Origin of the sequence: Streptomyces sp. NPDC012637 (assembly GCF_042954805.1) — a bacterium.
GTDB lineage: Bacteria > Actinomycetota > Actinomycetes > Streptomycetales > Streptomycetaceae > Streptomyces.
Map to the genome: position 1 here is coordinate 465,635 of NZ_JBIBDS010000003.1, position 19,037 is coordinate 484,671.

General features: G+C 73.3%; 17 protein-coding genes. 11 read left to right on the top strand and 6 right to left on the bottom strand.

Annotation, left to right across the window (positions count from 1 at the left end; all coding sequences use genetic code 11):
* Positions 1-65: 65 nt before the first annotated feature.
* On the bottom strand, positions 66-1,862 hold the full coding sequence (locus ACFY8W_RS15155; protein WP_391104888.1) for an AMP-binding protein: 1,797 nt from the start codon (positions 1,860-1,862) through the stop codon (positions 66-68).
* A 271-nt stretch (positions 1,863-2,133) separates the two neighbouring features.
* On the opposite strand from ACFY8W_RS15155, the gene ACFY8W_RS15160 reads away from it, so the two are divergent.
* From ACFY8W_RS15160 to ACFY8W_RS15185, 6 genes are all read left to right on the top strand, one after another.
* The gene (locus ACFY8W_RS15160) at positions 2,134-2,889 is read left to right on the top strand and encodes a metallophosphoesterase (RefSeq protein ID WP_391105542.1); all 756 of its coding nucleotides are present in this window, start codon (positions 2,134-2,136) and stop codon (positions 2,887-2,889) included.
* A gap of 79 nt (positions 2,890-2,968) precedes the next feature.
* Entirely contained in the window at positions 2,969-3,412 is a 444-nt protein-coding gene (locus tag ACFY8W_RS15165; RefSeq protein WP_391104890.1) for an SRPBCC family protein, read from the top strand.
* Positions 3,413-3,501: 89 nt separating this feature from the next.
* Positions 3,502-4,635: an ArsA-related P-loop ATPase gene (locus ACFY8W_RS15170; protein WP_391104891.1), complete on the top strand. Its 1,134-nt coding sequence runs from the start codon at positions 3,502-3,504 to the stop codon at positions 4,633-4,635.
* A 50-nt stretch (positions 4,636-4,685) separates the two neighbouring features.
* The gene (locus ACFY8W_RS15175; RefSeq protein WP_391104893.1) at positions 4,686-5,180 is read left to right on the top strand and encodes a DUF5304 family protein; all 495 of its coding nucleotides are present in this window, start codon (positions 4,686-4,688) and stop codon (positions 5,178-5,180) included.
* 77 nt (positions 5,181-5,257) lie between these two features.
* The gene (locus ACFY8W_RS15180) at positions 5,258-6,199 is read left to right on the top strand and encodes an ROK family glucokinase (RefSeq protein WP_391104895.1); all 942 of its coding nucleotides are present in this window, start codon (positions 5,258-5,260) and stop codon (positions 6,197-6,199) included.
* A gap of 86 nt (positions 6,200-6,285) precedes the next feature.
* The gene (locus ACFY8W_RS15185) at positions 6,286-7,038 is read left to right on the top strand and encodes an endonuclease/exonuclease/phosphatase family protein (RefSeq protein WP_391104897.1); all 753 of its coding nucleotides are present in this window, start codon (positions 6,286-6,288) and stop codon (positions 7,036-7,038) included.
* Positions 7,039-7,113: 75 nt separating this feature from the next.
* Here ACFY8W_RS15185 and ACFY8W_RS15190 read toward each other — a convergent pair whose 3' ends face one another.
* Together ACFY8W_RS15190 and ACFY8W_RS15195 are read right to left on the bottom strand one after the other, a co-directional pair.
* Positions 7,114-7,959, bottom strand: coding sequence for a hypothetical protein (locus tag ACFY8W_RS15190; RefSeq protein ID WP_391104899.1), 846 nt, complete (start codon positions 7,957-7,959; stop codon positions 7,114-7,116).
* Positions 7,952-8,743 carry an alpha/beta fold hydrolase gene (locus ACFY8W_RS15195; protein ID WP_391104901.1) on the bottom strand — a complete coding sequence of 264 codons (792 nt, stop codon included), beginning with the start codon at positions 8,741-8,743 and terminating at the stop codon, positions 7,952-7,954. The genes ACFY8W_RS15190 and ACFY8W_RS15195 overlap by 8 nt, the downstream gene beginning before the upstream one ends.
* Before the next feature lie 237 nt (positions 8,744-8,980).
* Between ACFY8W_RS15195 and ACFY8W_RS15200 the strand changes: the two genes are divergently transcribed.
* The 5 genes from ACFY8W_RS15200 (at position 8,981) to ACFY8W_RS15220 (ending at position 13,863) form a co-directional block, all read left to right on the top strand.
* Positions 8,981-9,712: a 1-acyl-sn-glycerol-3-phosphate acyltransferase gene (locus ACFY8W_RS15200; protein WP_391105543.1), complete on the top strand. Its 732-nt coding sequence runs from the start codon at positions 8,981-8,983 to the stop codon at positions 9,710-9,712.
* Positions 9,713-9,743: 31 nt separating this feature from the next.
* Positions 9,744-10,976 (top strand): MacS family sensor histidine kinase, encoded by a 1,233-nt coding sequence (gene macS, locus ACFY8W_RS15205; protein ID WP_391104903.1) that lies wholly within the window; start codon positions 9,744-9,746, stop codon positions 10,974-10,976.
* A 38-nt stretch (positions 10,977-11,014) separates the two neighbouring features.
* Positions 11,015-11,662: a response regulator gene (locus ACFY8W_RS15210; protein WP_391105545.1), complete on the top strand. Its 648-nt coding sequence runs from the start codon at positions 11,015-11,017 to the stop codon at positions 11,660-11,662.
* A 110-nt stretch (positions 11,663-11,772) separates the two neighbouring features.
* The gene (locus ACFY8W_RS15215; RefSeq protein ID WP_391104905.1) at positions 11,773-12,762 is read left to right on the top strand and encodes an ATP-dependent 6-phosphofructokinase; all 990 of its coding nucleotides are present in this window, start codon (positions 11,773-11,775) and stop codon (positions 12,760-12,762) included.
* Positions 12,763-12,864: 102 nt separating this feature from the next.
* Complete coding sequence (locus tag ACFY8W_RS15220; protein WP_391104907.1) at positions 12,865-13,863, top strand: NAD(P)-dependent oxidoreductase; 999 nt, start codon at positions 12,865-12,867, stop codon at positions 13,861-13,863.
* A gap of 125 nt (positions 13,864-13,988) precedes the next feature.
* On the opposite strand, the gene ACFY8W_RS15225 is transcribed toward ACFY8W_RS15220, so the two are convergent.
* The 3 genes from ACFY8W_RS15225 to ACFY8W_RS15235 form a co-directional block, all read right to left on the bottom strand.
* Positions 13,989-15,887 carry a chorismate-binding protein gene (locus ACFY8W_RS15225; RefSeq protein WP_391104909.1) on the bottom strand — a complete coding sequence of 633 codons (1,899 nt, stop codon included), beginning with the start codon at positions 15,885-15,887 and terminating at the stop codon, positions 13,989-13,991.
* 95 nt (positions 15,888-15,982) lie between these two features.
* Positions 15,983-16,081, bottom strand: a complete 99-nt coding sequence (locus tag ACFY8W_RS15230) for a trp operon leader peptide (protein WP_391104911.1) — start codon at positions 16,079-16,081, stop codon at positions 15,983-15,985.
* Between the two features lie 25 nt (positions 16,082-16,106).
* A complete protein-coding gene (locus ACFY8W_RS15235) occupies positions 16,107-18,890 on the bottom strand; it encodes an N-acetylmuramoyl-L-alanine amidase (protein ID WP_391104912.1) in 2,784 nt (927 codons plus the stop codon).
* Between the last annotated feature and the right edge of the window lie 147 nt (positions 18,891-19,037).

Genomic DNA, 19,037 nt, shown 5'->3' on the forward strand with positions numbered 1-19,037 from the left:
TGACGCGCGGGAACGCCCCCGGCCGGCCCGTGACCCGGGCCCGCCAGGGGCGTTCCGAAGAACCGTCAGGCTCGGTAGATCGCCTCGATCTCGTCGGCGAAGTCCTTCGCCACCACGTTGCGCTTCAGCTTCAGCGACGGGGTGATGTGCCCCGCCTCCTCCGTGAACTGCGCGGACAGGATACGGAACTTCCGCACCGACTCCGCCTTCGAGACCGCGGCGTTGCCGTCGTCCACCGCGCGCTGGACCTCCGCGAGCAGGTCCGCGTCCTCCCGCAGCGAGGCTGCCGTCGCGCCGGCCGGCTTGCCGTGCTCGGCCGCCCAGCGCCCGAGGAACTCCTCGTCGATGGTGACCAGCGCGCCCACGAACGGCCGCCCGTCGCCCACGACCATGCACTCCGCGACCAGGGCGTGCGCCCGGATCCGGTCCTCGATGACCGCCGGGGCGACGTTCTTGCCGCCCGCCGTCACCAGGATCTCCTTCTTGCGGCCGGTGATCGCGAGGTAGCCGTCCTCGTCGAGCGTGCCGATGTCACCGGTGTGGAACCAGCCGTCCGCCAGCGCCTCCGCCGTCGCGGCCTCGTTGTTCCAGTAGCCGGAGAAGATGTGCTCGCCGTGCAGCAGCACCTCGCCGTCGTCGGCGATGCGCACCACCGAACCGGGCAGCGGCTGGCCGACCGTGCCGATCTTCTGCCGGTCCCACGGGTTGAACGCGGTCGCCGCGCACGACTCCGTCAGGCCGTAGCCCTCCAGGACCGTGAAGCCGATGCCGCGGAAGAAGTGGCCGAGCCGCTCGCCCAGCGGCGCGCCGCCCGAGATCGCGTACTCGCCGCGCCCGCCGAGCACGGCGCGCAGCTTGCTGAACACCAGCTTGTCGAAGACCTTGTGCTTCAGCTTCAGGCCGAAGGACGGGCCCTGCGGGGTGCTCAGCGCACGGCTGTAGGCGATCGCCGTGTGCGCGGCCTTGTCGAAGATCTTGCCCTTGCCGTCGGCCTGCGCCTTCGCCCGGGCCGAGTTGTAGACCTTCTCGAAGACCCGCGGCACACCGAGGATCAGCGTCGGCCGGAAGGCCGCCAGCTCGTCGGTGAGGTTCTTGATGTCGGGCACGCAGCCGAGCTTGATCGGCGCCATCACGGAGGCGACCTCGACCAGACGCCCGAAGACGTGCGCGGCCGGCAGGAACAGCAGCACCGAGCACTCGCCGGTGCGGAACAGCGGCTTCAGCCGCTCGACCACGTTGCCGCACTCCGCGAAGAAGGCGCGGTGGGTCAGCACACAGCCCTTGGGGCGGCCGGTGGTGCCCGAGGTGTAGACGATCGTCGCCGGGTCGTCCGCGTGCGCGATCGACATCCGGCGGTCCAGCTCCTCGTCGGAGACGTCCGCACCCTCCGCGGTCAGGCGGGCCACCGCGTCCGCCTCGATCTGCCGCACGCCCTTCAGGGCCGGCAGGTTCGCCCGTACCGACTCCACCGAGGCCTCGTGGGCCGGGGTCTCGACGAGCGCGAGGGACGCGCCCGAGTCACCGAGGATCCACTGGATCTGCTCCGGGGAGCTGGTCTCGTACACCGGCACGGTCACCGCGCCCGCGCTCCAGATCGCGAAGTCCAGGAGCACCCACTCGTAACGGGTACGGGACAGCAGCGCGACCCGGTCGCCCGGCTCGACACCGGCCGCGACCAGGCCCTTCGCCGCCCCCCGGACCTCGGCGAGGAACTGCTTCGCGGTGACGTCGGTCCAGACTCCGGCGACCTTGCGGCCCATCACGGCGACATCTGGGTGCTGGGAGGCGTTGCGGCGGATGAGATCCGTCAGGTTGCCGTCCGTGGGGACCTCGTACAGGGCCGGAAGGCTGAACTCGCGCAAGACTGCTGCTCCTCATCGGGCGCCGGCGCCACGGCTCTGTGTGATGCACCGGTGTGGTCCATGATCGGGCAGGTGCTCTTCGTGGGGGTGAGCACGACTGTGGACTGCCCGGACGTTACCCATCAGTACACGGTTCCGGATAGAGGGTTCAGGCCAGATGTTCCGTGCGTCACACATGGATGGCGTTCCTTGGCGCACAGTAGTCCACCGCTTTCCCGACTCCCAAGTAACCGCAGGTCGCACCCCCTAGGCTGACGTCATGAGGATCAACGTGGTGAGCGACGTGCACGGCAACACCGGAGCCCTCGCCAAGGCGGGGGAGGGCGCCGACGCGCTGATATGCCTCGGCGACCTGGTGCTCTTCCTCGACTACGCCGACCACAGCCGCGGCATCTTCCCCGACCTCTTCGGCGTCGAGAACGCCGACCTCATCGTCGAGCTGCGCACCGCCCGCCGCTTCGACGATGCCCGCGACCTCGGCCGCCGGCTCTGGGCCGAGCTCGGCATCGACCGGGCCACGGCCATCGAGTCGGCCGTCCGCCGCCAGTACGCCGAGATGTTCGCCGCCTTCCCCACGCCGACCTACGCCACGTACGGAAACGTGGACATCCCCGGCCTGTGGCCCGAGTACGCGGGACCCGGCACCACCGTCCTCGACGGCGACCGCGTCGAGCTCGACGGCCTCGTCTTCGGCTTCGTCGGCGGCGGCCTGCGCACCCCGATGCGCACGCCGTACGAGATCTCCGACGAGGAGTACGCGGCGAAGGTCGAGGCGCTCGGCGAGGTCGACGTGCTCTGCTCCCACATCCCGCCGGACGTCCCCGAGCTCACCTACGACACCGTCGCCCGCCGCTTCGAGCGCGGCAGCCGCGCCCTCCTCGACGCGATCCGCCGGGTCCGCCCGCGGTACGCCCTCTTCGGCCACGTCCACCAGCCGCTGGCCCGCCGCATGCGGGTCGGCGCGACCGAGTGCGTGAACGTCGGGCACTTCGCGGCGACCGGCCGGCCGTGGACCCTGGAGTGGTGACGGTCGCGTACGGGCCCGTCACGAGGGCGCGATAGCCTTCACGCAGATACGGATCGCGTCCATACGAGGAGCCACCGCGATGGCGGAACACACCAGCTCGAGCATCACCATCGAGGCGGCCCCGGCCGAGGTCATGAACGTGATCGCCGACTTCGCCCGCTACCCCGAGTGGACGGGCGAGGTGAAGGAGGCCGAGGTCCTGGAGACGGACGCGGCCGGCCGCGCGGAGAAGGTCCGGCTGCTCCTGGACGCCGGCGCCATCAAGGACGACCACACCCTCGCCTACACCTGGACCGGTGACGACGAGGTCAGCTGGACCCTGGTCAGGTCCCAGATGCTCCGCGCCCTCGACGGCTCCTACCGCCTCGCCCCCACGGCGGACGGCAAGGGCACCGAGGTGACGTACCAGCTGACCGTCGACGTCAAGATCCCGATGCTCGGCATGATCAAGCGCAAGGCCGAGAAGGTCATCATCGACCGGGCGCTGGCGGGCCTGAAGGCCCGGGTCGAGTCCCCGAAGTAACCCCGGCGCGCGACCCGCCGGGCCCCGGGGCCCGCGCGGCCCGGCCCCTCCCCGCCGTCGTCCGGCGCGGACGCCGGTACCGTCGGCGCATGCGGATCATTCTTGTCACCGGGAACGGCGGCGCCGGGCGGACCTCCGTGGCCGTCGGTACCGCGCTCGCCGAGGCCCGGGCCGGGCGGTGCGTGCTGCTGGTGTCGGCGGACGCCGAGCCCGCGGCCGTGGCCGGCGAGGGCCTGCGCCTGCTCGTGCCCGATCCCGCCGCGGACTTCCGCCGCGAGTTCCTCGCCCTCCAGGCCCGCTCGAGCGCCGCCCTCGACCTGCTCGGCGCCGCGCCCTTCGAGGACGCCGAACTGACCGAGCTTCCCGGAAGCCGGGACTTCGCCCTGCTCAGGGCCCTGCGGGACGCCGCCGCCGGTGCATGGGACCTCGTGGTCGCCGAGCTGCCGCCGGTGACCGAGGCGCTCGCCCTGCTCGCCCTTCCCGCCCAGCTGCGACGCTACCTGCGCCGCCTCCTGCCGCCCGAGCGCCAGGCCGCCCGCGCGCTGCGCCCCATGCTCGCCCAGCTCGCCGGCGTACCGCTGCCGGCGCAGTGGCTGTACGAGACGACCGCCCGCTGGGAGGCCGAGCTGGCGGCCGTCCAGGACGTCCTCGACGCGCCCGGCACCGCCGTACGGCTCGTCGTCGAGCCGGGGCCCGGCGCCGAGGACGCGCTGACCACCGCCCGGCTCGGCCTCGCCCTCCAGGGCCTGGCCCTGGAGGGCGTCGTCGCCAACCGGGTGCTGCCCGCCGACTCGCCCGACCCCTGGTTCGCCGGCCTCGCCGCCGAACAGCACCGCCACCTCGCCGCCCTGCGCGAGGCCCACCCCGGCCTGCACGAGCTGCCGCACCTCGGCCGCGCGGTCCGCGGCCCCGAGGACCTCGCCCTGCTGGCCGTCACCGGGCCTGCCGCGCCCGCGGCGCCGCCCGCGTGGACCGTCGAGGACCGGCGCGGCGAGGACGGCATCCTCGTCTGGCACATCCCGCTCCCCGGCGCCGTCAAGGACGGCCTGTCGCTCGTCCGCCGGGGAGACGAACTCCTGCTCGGTGCGGGACCGTTCCGCCGCGCCGTCCCGCTGCCCGCGGTGCTGCGCCGCTGCACCGTCACCGGCGCCGGGCTCGTCGAGGGCGACCTGCGGATCCGGTTCACGCCCGACCCCGGACTGTGGCCGAGGACCGCTCCCTGACCCGGCGCGGGGCGTGTACCGTCGACCGTAGGAGACCTGAGGAGTACGCCATGAGCGATTCGGACGCCTGGGCCGAGGCCTGCGCCGAGGACCTGGAGGCCGAGAAGGCCCGCCGCCGGGCGCGTGGCGGTGAGGAGCCCGGCTCTCCGGCCGAGGAGTTCCGCAAGCTCTTCGAGGCCGTCGCCGAGAAGCTCTCCGGCACGCTGGGCGGCCCGCTCGGCGGATCCCTCGCCGGCGGCCAGGCCGCGGCCACCGTCCAGCAGGTCGTCAACCAGGCGAAGGCTCTCGTCGAGCCCGTCATCGAGCGCAACCCGCAGGTCTTCGACCACCTCGCCGCCGCCGGCAACGAGCTGCTCGCCGCGTACCGCTCCGCCGTCCAGGGCCAGGAGGCCCGGTGGACCCGCGGCGACACCCGCCAGGCCACCGGCGAGGACGCGGGCCGGAACCAACCCGGGAACGAACAGGGGAACGAACGCCGGGGCGACGGCCCCGACGAGGGCCCCGACGACGGGTCCGGAACCGGGCAGCAGATCGACCTCGACTGATCCCGGAGCGATCAGGAGGGCCGTCCTCCTCGGGTACGGTGGGCCGTAGCGGGGCTCGACCGAAAACTGAGGGACACATGGGACTCACCATCGGCGTCGACATCGGCGGCACGAAGATCGCGGCCGGCGTGGTGGACGAGGAGGGCAACATCCTCGACACGCACACCGTGCCGACCCCGCCGACCCCCGAGGGCATCGTCGACGCCATCTGCGCCGCGGTCTCCGAGGCGGGCAAGGGGTACCAGATCGAGGCCGTCGGCATCGGAGCCGCGGGCTACGTCGACGACAAGCGCGCCACCGTCCTCTTCGCGCCCAACATCGACTGGCGGCACGAGCCGCTGAAGGACAAGGTCGAACAGCGCGTCGGCCTCCCCGTCGTCGTGGAGAACGACGCCAACGCCGCCGCCTGGGGCGAGTACCGCTTCGGTGCCGGCCAGGGCCACGAGGACGTCATCTGCATCACGCTGGGCACCGGCCTCGGCGGCGGCATCATCATCGGCAACAAGCTGCGCCGCGGCCGCTTCGGCGTGGCCGCCGAGTTCGGCCACATCCGGGTCGTCCCCGACGGACTGCTGTGCGGCTGCGGCAGCCAGGGCTGCTGGGAGCAGTACGCCTCCGGGCGCGCCCTCGTCCGGTACGCCAGGCAGCGCGCCGCCGCCACGCCCGAGAACGCGGAGATCCTCCTCGGGCTCGGCGACGGCACCCCCGCCGGCATCGAGGGCAAGCACGTCAGCCAGGCGGCCCGCGCGGGCGACAAGGTGGCCGTCGACTCCTTCCGCGAGCTCGCCCGCTGGGCGGGTGCCGGCCTCGCGGACCTGGCGTCGCTGTTCGACCCGTCCGCCTTCATCGTCGGCGGCGGCGTCTCCGACGAGGGCGAGCTGGTCCTCGACCCGATCCGCAAGTCCTTCCGGCGCTGGCTGATCGGCGGCCAGTGGCGTCCGCACGCCCAGGTGCTCGCCGCGCAGCTCGGCAACAAGGCCGGTCTGGTCGGCGCGGCCGACCTCGCCCGCCAGGGCTGAGGCCGGTCCTCCGGGGCCGGCCGTTCACACCTCGGTGCCCGTCGTGCCCTCTGGGGCGCGGCGGGCACCGTGCTTATGGTGGCCCCATGGCGATGAGCGAGCTGCCCAACTCCCGTACCGAGCCGGACGGTTCCGCCGTGGTACGGATCCTCTCCTACAACGTGCGCTCGATGCGCGACGACGAGGACGCGCTCGCCCGGGTGATCCGGGCCTGCGCCCCCGACCTCGTCTTCGTCCAGGAGGCCCCGCGCTTCTTCCGCTGGCGCAAGCACGCGGCGCGGCTGGCCGCCAAGAGCGAGCTCGTCGTCCTGAGCGGCGGCGCCACGGCCGCCGGGCCGCTGCTGCTGTGCTCCCTGCGGGCCACCGTGGAACGCACCGAGGACGTTCTGCTGCCCCTCACGCCCGGGCTGCACCGGCGCGGTCTCGCCACCGCCGTGGTCCGTTTCGGCGGTGCTCGGCTCGGCCTGGTCAGCTGCCACCTGAGCCTGCGCGACGACGAGCGCTACGCGCAGGCGGGCCTGCTCCTCGAACGGGTGGCCGCCCTCGGCACGCCGTACGCCGTCGTCGCGGGCGACCTCAACGAGCGCCCCGGCGGCCGGAGCCGGACCCGCCTCACGAAGGAACTCCAGGACGGCTGGGACACCGCTCCCTGGGGCGCCGAACACACCTGGCCGGTCACCGCGCCGGACCGCCGCATCGACGCGGTCCTCGCCACCCCGGGCATCGACTTCCTCGCCTGCGGCGTCCCGACGGACCTCGATCCCGGGGACCTGCGAACGGCGACGGACCACCTGCCGGTGCTGGCGGTGGTCCGTGTGCCGGCGGACCCGCCGGGCTGAGCGCGAGCGCCCCGCTCACCCGGCGCCGGAGGCCGGCGCGGCCCTCCGAGGCCCCGCCGTTCCTGCCGTACGGGGTCAGACGACCGCGCCGCGGCCCGGGTCGTCGAAGCCGTCGTCGTCCTCGTCGTCGTGCTTCATCCGGGCCACCAGGGTCGCGAAGCCGCCCAGGAAGCCGCCCACGCACACGGTGGTGAGCCACCAGGTCATGTCCCACTGGAACAGCACGGCGAGCAGCATCAGGACCGGTCCGCCGACCACCGCGAGCCAGGCGAACTTGGTCGTGGTGTCGGCCTCCGGGAGCGGCGGCGGCTCCGGCGGGACGAAGTGGCCCTCGTCCGAGGTCCCGGCGGCGTCGCCGGGCTCGTCCGGCTCGGCGAGCGAGTAGTCACGCGGGCCGCCGCCCAGGCCCACGCCCGGGGCGAAGACCACGGACGAGCCCAGCGCGGGCTTCCCCGGCTCGTCCGGCGCCCCGGACCCGTCGGACCCGTCGGCCGCCCCGGGCGCCTCCGGCTTGCGGAACTTGTCGGGCTTCTCCAGGCCCGCGGAGCCGCGGGCTGCGTCGCCGGCACCGGAAGGACCGGCCGTGCCCGAGGCCTCGACGTCGCCGGAAGGCCCGGAGACCCCGTCGGACCCGGGGGCGTCGGGGGCGTCGGGGGCGTCGGCCGCGCGGGAGCTCCCGGCGGTGCCGGAAGGGCCGGCGTCGGCCCCGGGAGCCGCCTTCCCGCCCCCGCCGTCGGGGTCGTCCTCGGCGTCGTCCTCGTCCTCCGGAAGGTCCGGCAGTGCCAGGTCCTCCACCGGGCGGAACGGGCGCGCGCCCGGAGGATCGGCGGGCTCCTCGCCGTACCCCGCGACGATCGCGGCCCAGGCCGCCTCCTCGTCGATGGGCTGCGGCTCGCGCTCCCCGTCCTGCTGCTCAGCCACCGCTCGCGCTTCCCTTCTCGGCGTTCTCCCCGACCAGCTCCGGGGCCAGCCGGGTCACGAACGCCCAGCTCTCCTCGAAGATCCGCTCCTTGTCATGGTCCAACGTCGCCACGTGGTAGCTCTGTTCCAGCAGGATCTCCTTGACGTCCGTCGACGAGACCCGGGCGAGGATCCGCGCCGAGTCGGCCGGCGGAACCACGTGGTCCTGCGGGCTGTGCAGCAGCACCATCGGCTGCGTGACCTGCGGCAGCTCGCCGTCGACGACCTGGAAGAAGCGCCGCAGCGAGTGCGCGGCGTGCAGTGGCACCCGGTCGTACCCGAGCTCGTCCACGCCGTCCTTCGCGATGTCGCTGGCGATGCCCTTGGTGGAGGGCACGAAGTGGCGGGCGACCGGCAGCGCGTAGGCCGCCAGGCCGTGCACCTTGTTGCCCGGGTTGACGAGCACGATGCCGCTGACCGCGTCGCCGTGCTTCGCCGCGAGCCGCAGCGTGAGGGCGCCGCCCATCGACAGGCCCATGACGAAGACCCGCTCGCAGCGCGCGGTCAGCTCGCGCAGCTCGCGGTCGACCTCCGCGTACCAGTCGTGCCAGGTGGTGAGCTGCATGTCCTGCCAGCGGGTGCCGTGCCCGGGCAGCAGCGGCAGCGACACCGTCAGTCCGCGCCCGGCCAGATACTCGGCCCAGGGCCGCATCGACTGCGGGGAACCGGTGAATCCGTGACAGAGAAGGACGCCGACCTCTCCGCCCTCGTGGCGGTACGGCTCGGCTCCAGGAAGGACCGGCACGGGGTCTCCTGTTCGGGTTCGACTCCGGGCCGCGCTCTCGCGGGCGGCCGAAGCGGCTTCGGTAAGGGGAAGGCTTTCACCGTACGCGACCGGACCGACACCGACCAGGGTCGTTCGCACCCCGGGGAGCGGCGAACGGGCGCGAGCCGCGGCGCCTGCGGCGGACCGGCCGGGCCGGTACGGGATAAGGTCGTCGTGACGGCACACGGAAGGCATGGCGAGTTGATCTACGGCGCAATGAAGTTCTCCCTCGGAGGGTCCCTGAAGCTCGCCTTCAGGCCCTGGGTGGAGGGCCTCGAGAACATTCCCGCCGAGGGGCCGGCGATCCTCGCGAGCAACCACCTCTCCTTCTCGGACTCCTTCTTCCTGCCGGCGGTCCTCGACCGCAAGGTGACCTTCATCGCCAAGGCCGAGTACTTCACCACCCCCGGCGTCAAGGGCCGGCTGACCGCCGCCTTCTTCAAGGGCGTCGGCCAGCTCCCGGTCGACCGCTCCGGCGCGCGCGGCGCCGGCGAGGCGGCGATCAAGGCCGGCATCGAAGTCATCGAGAAGGGCGGCCTGTTCGGGATCTACCCCGAGGGCACCCGCTCGCCCGACGGCCGGCTCTACCGCGGCAAGCCCGGCGGCCTCGCGCGCGTGGCGCTCGCCACCGGCGCGCCGGTGATCCCCGTCGCGATGATCGACACCGAGAAGATCCAGCCGCCCGGCAAGGTCGTGCCCAAGCTGATGCGCCCGGGCATCCGGATCGGCGAGCCGCTCGACTTCAGCCGCTACCGGGGCATGGAGGGCGACCGCTTCATCCTGCGCTCGGTGACCGACGAGGTCATGTACGAGATCATGAAGCTGTCCGGCCAGGAGTACGTGGACATCTACGCGACGGCCGCCAAGCGGCAGATCGCGGAGGCCGAGAAGGCCGCCAAGGAGGCCGTCAAGGCCGAGATCGCGGCACGGGAAGAGTCCGGCGCCTGACCCCTGGGCGGGCGCGGTGGGGGTGGGGTACATGGCCAGACGTGAACGTGTCGTGCGCATGTCGGTCGAGCAGCCGCTGTGGCGGGCGGTCACCGCGTACCGCGTCGGCACCATGGTCTACGCGGTACTGGTCTTCGTCTTCGGACGCGAGCGGTACGAACGGCCGTGGATAGCCATCGGCTTCCTCGCCGTCCTGTGCGTGTGGACGCTCGCCACCCTCCCCAAGGTGGCGAACGCGGCCGGCTGCACCAAGCGCTTCCTGGTCGCCGACCTGTCCGTCGCGCTCACCGGCATCCTCCTCACCCCGCTCGCGGACGTCCACGCCCAGTCGACCGACCACCCCACCCTGCCGACGATCTGGACCGCCGGCACCGCCCTCACCTGGGCGCTCAGGGGCGGCTGGCGCTGGGCCGGCTTCGCCTCCTCGCTCGTCGCCGTCGCCAACATCATCGAGCGCGGCTCTCCCAGCCGGGACACCGTGCACAACGTGCTCCTCGTCTGGGTCGCCTCCATCGCCATCGGTTACGTCGTCGAGGTCGCCCGCGCCTCCGAACGCACCCTCGCCCGGGCCCTGGAGATCGAGGCCGCGACCCGCGAGCGCGAGCGGCTCGCCCGCGACATCCACGACAGCGTGCTCCAGGTCCTCGCCATGGTGCAGCGGCGCGGCACCGCCCTCGGCGGCGAGGCCGCCGAACTCGGCAGGATGGCCGGCGAGCAGGAGGTCGCCCTGCGCACCCTGGTCGCCGGCGGTCTCACCCGTACCTCGCGCGTCTCCGAGGACGAGTCCGAGGGCGCCGTCGTCCGGGTGGTGGAGGTCCCGGACGCCGAGGACGCCCACGGCACCGAGATCGACCTGCGGACCCTGCTCGCGCCGCGCGCCGGGGCCCTGGTCACCCTCGCCGACCCGGGCGCGCCCGTCGTGCTGCCCGCGCCGGCCGCCCGGGAACTCGCCGCCGCCGTCGGAGCCGCCCTGGACAACGTGCGGGTGCACGCGGGAGACGGCGCGCGGGCCTGGATCCTGGTCGAGGACTGGGGCGACGAGGTGATAGTGACCGTCCGGGACGACGGGCCCGGCATCCCCGAGGGCCGGCTCGCGCAGGCCGAGGGGGAGGGCCGGATGGGCGTCGCCCTGTCCATCCGGGGCAGACTGCGGGACCTCGGCGGCACCGCCGAGCTGATCTCGGTCCCCGGACAGGGCACCGAAGTGGAACTGAAGGTCCCGCGCGCGCCGCGGGAACGGCGGGGGAAGGCAGGAGCGAAGTGAGCGAGCAGAACGAGCAGCCGCAGCGGCCGATCAGGGTCATGGTGGTCGACGACCACCCCATGTGGCGGGACGCGGTCGCCCGCGACCTCGGCGAGGCGGGCCTCGACGTGGTCGCCACCGCGGGCGACGGCGAGCAGGCGGTGCGCCGCGCCGCCGCGGCCGACCCGGACGTCCTGGTCCTCGACCTGAACCTGCCGCTCAAGCCCGGCGTCCAGGTCTGCAAGGAGCTGGTCGGCGCCAACCCGCGGCTGCGGGTCCTGGTGCTCTCCGCGAGCGGCGAGCACGCCGACGTCCTGGAGGCCGTGAAGTCGGGCGCCACCGGCTACCTGCTCAAGTCGGCCAGCACCGAGGAGCTCATCGACGCGGTGCGCCGCACCGCCGCCGGCGACCCCGTCTTCACCCCGGGCCTGGCCGGTCTGGTGCTCGGCGAGTACCGGCGGCTCGCCTCCGAGCCCGGCCCGGCGCCCGGCGCCGACGAGCCGAAGGCCCCGCAGCTCACCGAGCGCGAGACCGAGGTGCTGCGCCTGGTCGCCAAGGGCCTGAGCTACAAGCAGATCGCCGAACGCCTCGTCATCTCGCACCGCACGGTGCAGAACCACGTCCAGAACACCCTCGGCAAGCTCCAGCTGCACAACCGGGTCGAGCTCGTCCGCTACGCCATCGAGCGCGGCCTCGACGACGCCTGACCCCGCCGCCCGGTCCGCGCGGAAGGTTCACCCTGTTCGCCGTGTCGGTGTGACCCGCGTCACCACTAGCGTGGGCCGCATCCCCCACGTACGGCGAAGGAGTGCGGCCCATGCGCGTCGGTGTGCTGACCGGCGGAGGCGACTGTCCCGGACTCAACGCGGTGATCCGCGCCGTGGTCCGCAAGGGCGTCCAGGAGTACGACTGGAGCTTCACCGGTTTCCGCGACGGCTGGCGCGGGGTCGTCGAGGGCGACACCGAGACGCTCGACGTCCGGGCCGTCCGCGGCATCCTGCCGCGCGGCGGCACCGTGCTCGGCTCCTCCCGCACCGACCCGTTCGCCGTGCGCGACGGGGTCCGGCGGGTCCGCGAGACCCTGGCCAAGCACCGCACCGACGCGCTGGTCGCCATCGGCGGCCGCGGCACCCTCGGCATCGCCGCCCGGCTGCACGCCGAGCACGGGCTGCCCGTCGTGGGCGTCCCCAAGACCATCGACAACGACCTCACGGCCACCGACTGGACCTTCGGCTTCGACACCGCCGTCGGCATCGCCACCGAGGCCATCGACCGGCTGCACACCACCGCCGACTCGCACCGCCGGGTCCTCGTCGTCGAGGTCATGGGCCGGCACACCGGCTGGATCGCCCTGCACGCCGGGCTCGCGGGCGGCGCCAACGTCATCCTCGTGCCCGAGCAGCGCTTCGACCTCGACCAGGTCCTCGCCTGGGTCGCCTCCCGCTTCCGGGCCACCTACGCCCCGATCCTCGTCGTCGCCGAGGGCGCCAGACCCCGCGGAGGCGGGCCCGTCACCGGGCCGGTGGGGGAGTGGCTGGCCGGCGAGATCGAGCGGGGCACCGGCAAGGAGGCCCGCACCACCGTCCTCGGTCACGTCCAGCGGGGCGGCAGCCCCAGCGCCTTCGACCGCTGGCTGGCCACCCGCTTCGGACTGCACGCCGTGGACGCCGTACGGGACGGGGCGCACGGCACGATGGTCGCGCTGCGCGGCACCGAGGTGGTCCGGGTCCCGCTGTCCGCAGCCACCGCCCGCCTGAAGACGGTCGACCCGGGGCTCTACGCGGAGGCGGGCGTCTTCTTCGGCTGAGCCGTCCTGCGCCCGGGCCGGCCCCGCGCCCGAGACGGGCCCGGCTCCGGCCCGTATATTCGCCCCGTACCCACAAAATTCCGGCACGACTTCGGAGGGCCCGTGGAGATCCTGGCATTCGGCGTACAGAGGGACGAGAAGCCGCTGATCGAGAAGGCCTTCGAGGGGCACTACGAGGTGCGGTGCCTGGACGTCTTCCTCACCGAGGACACCGCGCCCATCGCCGCCGGCCACGAGGTCGTCTCCACCAGCGTCAACTGCAGCCTCGACCACCGCGTGCTGCAGACCCTCGCGGCCGGCGGGACCCAGATGGTCGCCCAGCGTTCCACCGGCTTCAACAACATCGACCTCGACGTGGCCGAGCGGCTCGGCCTCACCGTCGCCCGCGTCTCGTCCTACTCGCCGTACTCCGTCGCCGAGTTCGCCTGGACCCTCGCCATGGCCGTCAACCGGCGGATCGTCCGCGCCTCCAACCGGACCCGCGACTTCGACTTCCGGCTCGACGGGCTCATGGGCCGCGACCTGCGCGGCCGCACCGTCGGCGTCCTCGGCACCGGCAGGATCGGCGAGGCCTTCACCCGGATCGCCCACGGCTTCGGCATGAACCTGCTCGGCTGGGACGCCGCCCAGAACCCGGCCTGCGTCGAACTCGGCATGAAGTACGTCGACAAGGAGACGCTCCTCGCCGAGGCGGACCTCGTCAGCCTCCACGTGCCCCTGCTCCCGGCCACCCATCACCTCATCGACGCGGCCGCCCTGGCCTCGATGAAGGACGACGCGATCCTGGTGAACTCCAGCCGCGGCGGCCTCGTCGACACCGAGGCCCTGGTGCGCGAACTGCGCGCGGGCCGCTTCACCGGCGTCGGCCTCGACGTGTACGAGGCCGAGGCCGGGCTCTTCTTCCTCGACAAGTCGCTCGCCGGCGTCGAGGACGACACCCTGGCCCGCCTGGTGACCTTCCCGAACGTCGTGGTCACCTCCCACCAGGCGTACTACACGGCCGACGCCGTCGGCCAGATCATCGACACCACGGTCCGGAACGTCCTCGACCACGCCGCGGGACGACGCGGCGAGAACGTCCTGGTACCGCGGGTCCCCTAGGGCGCGCCCTCCGGATCCTGCCGGCGTCCCGGCCTGATCCGAGAGAAACGGCCCAGGGCGCGCCCCCTGGATCCCGCCGGCGTCCCGACGCCCGGCCCGATCCGAAGGACGCGCCCCAGCGCCGTTCAGACCAGCACGCCCGCCAGCAGCGAGGCGGTCACCGCGGCCCCGTCCATCGTCAGGACCGACTCCGGGTGGAACTGCACGCCCGCGAACCCGGGGCCGCGCAGCGCGTGCACCTCGTCCGTCGCCTCGTCCCGGCTCACCTCGATCCGGTGCAGGGCCAGTTCGGTCGCCGTCCGCCCGTCGCAGCGCGCCGTGAAGCTGTTGTAGAAGCCGACCGTCTGCTCCTGCCCGAACAGGTCGATCCGCACCTGCGCGCCCTGGAACGGGGTCCGCTTGCGGACGATCTCCAGGCCCAGCTCGGCCGCGATCAGCTCATGGCCGAGGCACACGCCGAGCACGCCGTGCCGGTGGCCGCGCAGCAGCTCCGCCGTCAGCCCGCGCAGGAAGCGCATCTTCGGATCGGCCGCGTCCTGCGGGTCGCCGGGGCCGGGGCCGAGGACCACCGGGCCCTCGTGCCCGAGCGCCAGCTCGCGGAGGCCCGGCTCGTCGTAGCGCAGCACCGACACCTCGAGGCCCGAGGAGCGCAGCAGGTGCGCCAGCATCGCGGTGAAGGTGTCCTCCGCGTCGATCACCAGCGCGTGCCCGGACAGCTCCGCGGAGCGCACCTGCATCTTCAGCCAGAACGGCGCCAGATCCGCCCGCCGCGCGTCAAGCGCCGCCCGCACCCGCGGATCGTCGGCGAGCCGGGCCGGCACCGCCGCTCCGTCGCCCGGCCGGCCCTCCCGTACCCGCCCCGCGCCCTGGGAAAGCGGGGGGACCCCCAGGGCCGTCAGCACGCCCGCCGCCTTGGCGTGGGTCTCGGCGACCTCGCCCGCCGGGTCGGAGTGCCGCACCAGCGTGGCGCCGACGGGCACCCGCAGCGTCCCGTCCGCCGCGATGTCGGCGGTGCGGATGAGGATGGGCGAGTCCAGGGTCTGCGCCCCGTTCTCGTCGGTGCCCAGCAGCGCCAGCGCGCCCGCGTAGTAGCCCCGGCCTCCGACCTCGTGCCGTTCGATCACCCGGCAGGCGTTCTGCAGGGGCGAGCCGGTCACGGTCGCCGCGAACATCGTCTCCCGCAGCACCTCGCGCACGTCGAGCGAGGAGCGGCCGCGCAGCTCGTACTCCGTGTGCGCGAGGTGCGCCATCTCCTTCAGCCGCGGCCCGATCACCACCCCGCCCCGGTCGCCGACCGTGCACATCATCTTGAGCTCCTCGTCGACCACCATCGACAGCTCCTCGGTCTCCTTGCGGTCGGCCAGGAACGCCAGCAGGTCGTCCGGGGTCGGCGCGGCGCCCGTCGGGTAGCGGTAGGTGCCGCTGATCGGGTTCATCACGACCGTGCCGCCCGACATCCGCACGTGCACCTCCGGGCTCGCGCCGACCAGGGTGCGGTCCCCGGTGTGGACGACGAAGGTCCAGTAGGCGCCCCGCTCGCTCGTGAGCAGCCGCCGGAACAGCGCGAGCGCGTCGGCCCGCCCGAAGCCCGGCACCTCGCCGGTGAAGGTGCGGCGGATGACGAAGTTGGCGCCCTCGCCGCGCCCGATCTCCTCGTCGATGACGCGTCGCACGATCCGGCCGTACTCCTCGTCGGAGACGTCGAAGCCGCCGCCCTCCACCCGTACGTCGTGGTCGGGGAGCTGCGCGAGGGCGTCGGCGAGCGGCAGCTCGTACGCCTCCTCGGCGACGAGGACCGAGAGCGGGGTGCCGTCGTCGCGCACGTCGAAGCCGCGCTCGCGGATCTGCCGGAACGGCACCAGGGCCAGCGTGGGCAGGTCCCGTACCGGCAGCTCGGCCAGCCGCCCGGCCTCGTGCACCGGGCCGGTCAGCACCTCGACCGTGTCGTGGTCGCGGCCGGGGGTGCGGCGGCGCAGCAGGGCGAAGGGGGGTGCGGATGCGTCGAGGAGACGGGAGAGGTCCATGAGCGTGTTCCTTCCGGGAGCCTGGGGCGGGGTTCGGAGAGGAACGGCCTCGTGGATACGACGAAGGCCGCCCCTCGGGCGGCCTTCGCGTTCGACTAGTCGCGCGAACTGGGATATCCCCCAGCTCGAAGAGCTTGGGGACGGGCCGCCGGATGAGCGGTCCACCACCAGTCCTGGGTCGTCTGCGCGAACATGGGCGAACTCTAACCCACGGCCGGGTCAGATCAGGAGGCCGTAGACGTTCCAGCCGCCGCCGATCTTCACCCGGGTGGCGTACGGCGTGGTGGCGCTGCCGGTGGCCCTGTACAGCCAGAGGTAGCCGGAGGGGTCGCGCGCGACGAGGTCGGCCCGGCCGTCACCGGTGACGTCGCCGACGGCGAGGAGCCGGTCGTACGCGTTCCAGCCGCCGCCGATCTTCACCCGGGTGGCGTACGGGGCGGTGGCGCTGCCGGTGCCCCTGTACAGCCACAGGTAGCCCGAGCCGTCCCTGGCGACGAGGTCGGCCCTGCCGTCGGCGGTGATGTCGCCGGTCGGGACCAGCCGGTCGTACAGGTTCCAGCCGCCGCCGATCCGCACGCGGGTGGCGAACGGCGTCGACGGGGTGCCGGTGCCCTTGTACAGCCAGAGGTAGCCGGAGGAGTCGCGGGCGACGAGGTCGGCCCTGCCGTCACCGGTGAGGTCACGAGCGCCGGAGATCCGGTTGTAGATCCCCCACCCGGTGCCCACGTCGAGCCGGGCCGCGAACGGCGCCGAGGGATTGCCGGTGCCCTGGTGGTACCAGAGGTGGCCGGAGCCGTCGCGGGCCACCAGGTCCCCGGTGCCGTCGGCCCGCAGCGGGCCCGTCGCGCTGATCACGTCGTACGCGTTCCAGCCCGGGCCGATCCGGTACCGGGTGAGGAAGGGGACGGCCGGGTCGCCGCTGCCCTGGTACTGCCACAGCACGCCGGACGCGTCACGGGCGAGCACGTTGTGCCGGGTGGTGCCGGGGTCCGGCGCGACGCCCGGCACCTGCTCCACCTGGTCGGCCCGCACCCACGCGAGACGGTGGTTGTAGTGGATCGGGACGTACGTGACGGTGCCGACGACGTTCTTCCGGGCGGAGCCGAACCAGTCGTCGCCCTTCACCTCGGCGCCGGCCTTCGCGTACTCACCCGTGAGGGTGTACTTGGAGAGGTGGTCGGGGTCGTCGGTCGGCGCCTGCAGGCCCGCGGCCGTGTAGGCGGACGTCTCGGGATACGAGCGGCCGTAGATCCGTACCGTCACCCCGGCCTTGGCCCGCACCCGGATCGGCGTGGACGTCACGGGCACGGTGTACTGCCCGCCCGGGTTGTGGAACCAGGCCTTCTTCCCCGCGTACCAGACGGCCGTCCAGTCGGTGGTCCGGTCGGCGACCACGTAGGTGGCGCCCGCGCGGACCTTGTTCCCCCAGTTCGAGCCCTCCGTCCAGAGGGAGGAGAAGTACGGGTCGGTGAGCGGCGCCGAACCGGTGGACGCGGCGGTGTACAGGTAGCCGAAGTTGGCGGGCCGGGCCGGGACCGCGCTGCCGCCGTACGTCAGCGGCGGCTGGTTGGCCGTGGTGAACGGCGGGACGACCCGGACCACCTGGCCGGCCGTGAGCCGCCCGCCCGCGCCGCCCGCGCCCGTGGGCGCGCCCATCAGCGCCATGAAGTGGTTCCAGTCCCAGTACGGCCCGGCGTCCCAGTGGGTCCTGCCGCTGTAGCCGTCCAGCTGCATCGGCACCTCGTCGTGCCCGATGACGTGCTCGCGGTCCAGCGGGATGCCGTACTTCCCGGCCAGGAACTTCACCAGGGCGGCGGTCGAGGCGTACTGCGACTCGGTGTACCAGCTGCCCTCCTTGATGGCGTAGCCCTCGTGCTCCACGCCGATGGAGTGCATGTTGAGCGTCCAGTTGCCCGCGTGCCACGCCAGGTTCCGGTTCTCCACCATCTGCGTGACCAGGCCGTCGGAGGCGCGGACCAGGTAGTGGGCGCTCGCCTTGACGTCCGGGTTGGTGAGGGAGGCGAGCGAGCCGTCGTAGCCGCCCTCGGTGTCGTGGATCACGATCTGGCGGATGCCGACGTCCTGGTTCGGGCGGTCGGCGAGGGTGTAGTTGCGGGTGCTGCCGTCGGCGGCCGTACGCGAGGGCACGAAGTTGCAGGTCAGACCGGACGGGCACTCGGGCGTCGGAACGGCCGTGGTGCTCGCGGAGGTGACGGCGAGCGGCATCCGCGAGGGCTTGGCCGGCCGCACCGAGGGGTCGGCCGGCAGGACGACCTGCTCGCCGTCCGCCGTCAGCTCGCTCTCGCCGGTCCTGATCGACTCGAAGACGCGCCGCGCGAAGAGCTCGGCGCCCTTGCGGTCGGGCGACTGGCTGTAGCGCGCGACGGCCGGGTACCAGGCGCCGGGCGCGTCCGGCAGCTCGTCGCCACCGGTGGCCTGCCGCTGGTACTCCGCGAGCAGCGCCGCGCCGGCCCGGATGCTCTGGGCCGGGTCGCCCTTCACGGACTCGGCGGAGTCGTCGATCAGCGCGGCGGCCGCGTCCGCGGTGTGCAGCCGCGGATCGCCGGTGTCGACGGCCCGCTCCGGCAGGGCGGCCAGGGCCCTGGCCGCGTCGAAGGTCTTCTCGATCTCCGGGCGGCCGCTCTCGTTGAGGTGCGCGAGGCGCTCCTCGTCGTCCTCCGCCCCGACGTCGTCCGGGTCGACGTCGGTCAGGCCCATGACGTTGTACGCGCCGGTCGTGCTGGGCTCGCCGTCGTGCGAATCCCAGCGGGTCTGCCGGTACGAGACCGCCATCAGCACGCTCTGCGGCACGTCGAACTCGCGCGCCGCGTCGGCGAAGGCCGAGCGGAGCGAGGGTTCGGCGGCCTTCCCGTCGTCCTCGCCGCGGAGGGCGCCGGGAGCGGCGACCGCGAGGGTGCCGATCGTGGCGCCGACGACGACGCCCGCCAGCGTGCCGTACAACAGGCGCTTCTTCTTGCGGTCCTTGCGGTGTCTGGGGATCACGCCCACCCCTCGGTTCAGTTGTCAGAAGGGCCGGAAACTAACAGCGCTGTTCAACGCGCAGACCCACGGAAGGTGTCGCGTCCGTGTCCGGATGGCGGGTCCGTGTCTCAGCAGCTGGGCAGAGGGACGAGACGGGGCGAAGACCCC

Coding starts and splice junctions, on each gene's coding strand:
- macS (WP_391104903.1), top strand. CDS start 9,744: ATGGCCAGACGTGAACGTGTCGTGCGCATGTCGGTCGAGCAGCCGCTG.
- ACFY8W_RS15225 (WP_391104909.1), bottom strand. CDS start 15,887: ATGGACCTCTCCCGTCTCCTCGACGCATCCGCACCCCCCTTCGCCCTG.
- ACFY8W_RS15175 (WP_391104893.1), top strand. CDS start 4,686: ATGAGCGATTCGGACGCCTGGGCCGAGGCCTGCGCCGAGGACCTGGAG.
- ACFY8W_RS15215 (WP_391104905.1), top strand. CDS start 11,773: ATGCGCGTCGGTGTGCTGACCGGCGGAGGCGACTGTCCCGGACTCAAC.
- ACFY8W_RS15200 (WP_391105543.1), top strand. CDS start 8,981: ATGAAGTTCTCCCTCGGAGGGTCCCTGAAGCTCGCCTTCAGGCCCTGG.
- ACFY8W_RS15180 (WP_391104895.1), top strand. CDS start 5,258: ATGGGACTCACCATCGGCGTCGACATCGGCGGCACGAAGATCGCGGCC.
- ACFY8W_RS15170 (WP_391104891.1), top strand. CDS start 3,502: ATGCGGATCATTCTTGTCACCGGGAACGGCGGCGCCGGGCGGACCTCC.
- ACFY8W_RS15165 (WP_391104890.1), top strand. CDS start 2,969: ATGGCGGAACACACCAGCTCGAGCATCACCATCGAGGCGGCCCCGGCC.
- ACFY8W_RS15210 (WP_391105545.1), top strand. CDS start 11,015: ATGGTGGTCGACGACCACCCCATGTGGCGGGACGCGGTCGCCCGCGAC.
- ACFY8W_RS15230 (WP_391104911.1), bottom strand. CDS start 16,081: ATGTTCGCGCAGACGACCCAGGACTGGTGGTGGACCGCTCATCCGGCG.
- ACFY8W_RS15185 (WP_391104897.1), top strand. CDS start 6,286: ATGGCGATGAGCGAGCTGCCCAACTCCCGTACCGAGCCGGACGGTTCC.